The 2402-nt window shown below is 70.3% G+C and carries 3 protein-coding genes; 2 read left to right on the forward strand and 1 reads right to left on the reverse strand.

Annotation, left to right across the window (positions count from 1 at the left end):
- On the forward strand, positions 1–508 hold a 508-nt coding region (locus I6U14_RS13055; RefSeq protein WP_296899954.1), incomplete at its 5' end, for a Tim44 domain-containing protein.
- A 93-nt stretch (positions 509–601) separates the two neighbouring features.
- Here I6U14_RS13055 and mutM read toward each other — a convergent pair.
- Entirely contained in the window at positions 602–1417 is an 816-nt protein-coding gene (mutM, locus tag I6U14_RS13060; protein ID WP_296899956.1) for a bifunctional DNA-formamidopyrimidine glycosylase/DNA-(apurinic or apyrimidinic site) lyase, read from the reverse strand.
- A 286-nt stretch (positions 1418–1703) separates the two neighbouring features.
- Between mutM and I6U14_RS13065 the strand changes: the two genes are divergently transcribed.
- Positions 1704–2402 (forward strand): hydantoinase/oxoprolinase N-terminal domain-containing protein (locus I6U14_RS13065; protein WP_296899957.1); only part of this gene is annotated, 699 nt, incomplete at its 3' end.

A 2402-nucleotide genomic window follows, 5' to 3' on the forward strand; every position in this document is an offset into this window, starting at 1 on the left:
GGGTGGGCCCGGGCAGGACGGACCTGGTCAGGATGGACAGGCGCCTTTCGGCGGTGCATTCGGGGGCGCGGACGCTGCACCGGCGCAACATGAATCGCGCACCATGGCCCCCGAGCCCGGCGCGGCCGAGGCCCCGAGCTGGTTTGACCCCGCCGGCTTCGCGGAAGGCGCCAAGACCCATTTCATCCGGCTGCAGGCCGCGTGGGACCAGGCCGACTTCCGTGACATCCGCGAGTACACCGCCCCCCATTTGTTCGCTGAGCTGAAGCGCGAGCGGGAATCCATGGGTGAGGCGAAGAACTACACCGAAGTGGTCACGCTGAATGCCGAGCTGCTCGGCGTGCAGCGCGATGGTGACCAGGCGGTGGCCAGCGTGCGCTTCACGGGCTTGATCCGAGAAGACGAGCAGGCGCCGGCCAAGCCCCTGGACGAGATCTGGCACGTGGCCCACGACTGGGCGACGCCTGCGGGTGACTGGTTGATCACCGGTATCCAGCAGCCGCAGTGACTGCAGACACCGCTCGCGGCCATGGGACCACTGGCCTTTTGAGCTTGAGGTTCCGATGGCTGTGCTGCGGCACCCACCCCGTCCGTCGTCAGCTCAGCGCTGGCATCGCGGGCAGTAGAAGCTCGAGCGCTGGCCAATGCGTTGCTGGCGGACAGGCTCCCCGCAGCCGGGGCAGGGCTGCCCTGCGCGCCCATAGACCCGAAGCGCCTGCGCGAAATAGCCGGGTCTGCCGTCCTCCTGTACAAAGTCGCGCAGGCTGGTGCCGCCCTCGGCGATGGCCGCCGTCAGCACCGTCTTGATACTTGCTGCCAGGCCCTCGTAGCGGGGTAGCGCAACGCGCCCCGCGGGGCGATGCGGATGGATGCCGGCGCGAAACAGGGCCTCGCTCGCGTAGATGTTGCCGACGCCGACGACCACATGGCTGTCCATGATGAAGGTCTTCACCGATGCGCGCCGGCCGCGGCTCAGGCGGTGCAGGTAGGCGCCGTCCAGGCCGGGTGACAGGGGCTCCGGCCCAAGCCGGGCGAGCAACGGATGAGCCTCCACGGGCGGCTCGGCCCAGTGCAGGCTGCCGAAGCGGCGCGGGTCTCGGAGTCGGAGACAACGCCCGTCCTCCAGCACCAGATCGATGTGATCATGTACCCCGGGCGGCGTCTCGGCGGGGAGCACCCTGAGACTGCCGGACATGCCGAGATGCAGGATGAGCGCCCCCGGCGGCAGGTGCAGCAGCAGGTATTTGGCCCGACGGGTGACGGCCTCGATGCGCCGGCCCGCCACGGCCGCGTCCACTTGCTCCGTCACCGGCCAGCGCAGCCGTCGCTCACGCGCCACGAGCCGGACGACCCGGCGGCCCGTCAGGTGCGGGGCGATGCCGCGCAGGCTGGTCTCGACCTCCGGCAGCTCGGGCATCTCAAGCGGCCAGTGCGGGAACCGCAGCCGTCGTCTGCGGTGCGCTCATGGGCTGCGCTGCTCGACAGGCAGCGCCGGGACATGGGCATCGTTCGGTGACGCCGAGGCGGGCGAGGGCGCCGAAGTGCTGTTTCAGAACCTGCGCCGCCAACAACTCGTTCATGGCGGCGACGATAGCGCGGGTACCCACGGCTGCCAACTGCCCCAGCCTGCGCTGCCGCGCATTGGGTATGTCGGGTCGGCGGTGTACCCTCGACGGGCAACGGGACAAAGGCGGCATCTCGGCATGGCACTCCTCGGCATCGACACAGGCGGTACCTTCACGGACTTCGTCCTCTGGCGGGATGGGGTGCTTCATGTGCACAAAGTGCCGTCGACTCCGGAGGCGCCGGAGCACGCCATCCTGCGGGGTGTGCAGGAGCTGGGCCTGGCGCCCGAGGACCTTAGCATCGTGCATGGCTCAACGGTCGCCACCAACGCGGTGCTGGAGGGCAAAGGCGCGCGTACGGCCTTCGTCACCAACCGCGGCTTTCGGGACCTGCTCGCGATCGGCCGCCAGGCCCGCCGCGATCTTTATGACCTGCAGCCGCCGCCGGCGCCACCGCCGGTGCCCTCGGCGTTGTGCCTGGAGACGGGTGGGCGCCTCGGCGCCGACGGCGCCCTGCTGGACCCGCTCACCGCTGCGGATACGCAGTTACTGCGGGACGAGTTGGAGCGTCTCGGGGTCGAGGCGGTGGCGGTGACGCTGCTGTTTTCTTACCTGGATGACGCCGCCGAGCGCGCGATTGCTGCCGCAATGCCGCCGGGGCTGTTCGTGTCCCTGTCGTCGCAGGTGCTGCCATTGATGGGTGAGTATGAGCGCGGGGTCGCCACCTGGCTCAATGCGCGGGTCGGTCCCGCCCGGCGCGGCTACCTGCAGCGGCACGCCGCCCATTGTCCCGGGCGCGGGGGCACGGGGGCGACGCGGCGGGACGAGCACGGCGGG

This window comes from Thiohalocapsa sp., assembly GCF_019695415.1.
Classification (GTDB): domain Bacteria; phylum Pseudomonadota; class Gammaproteobacteria; order Chromatiales; family Chromatiaceae; genus Thiohalocapsa.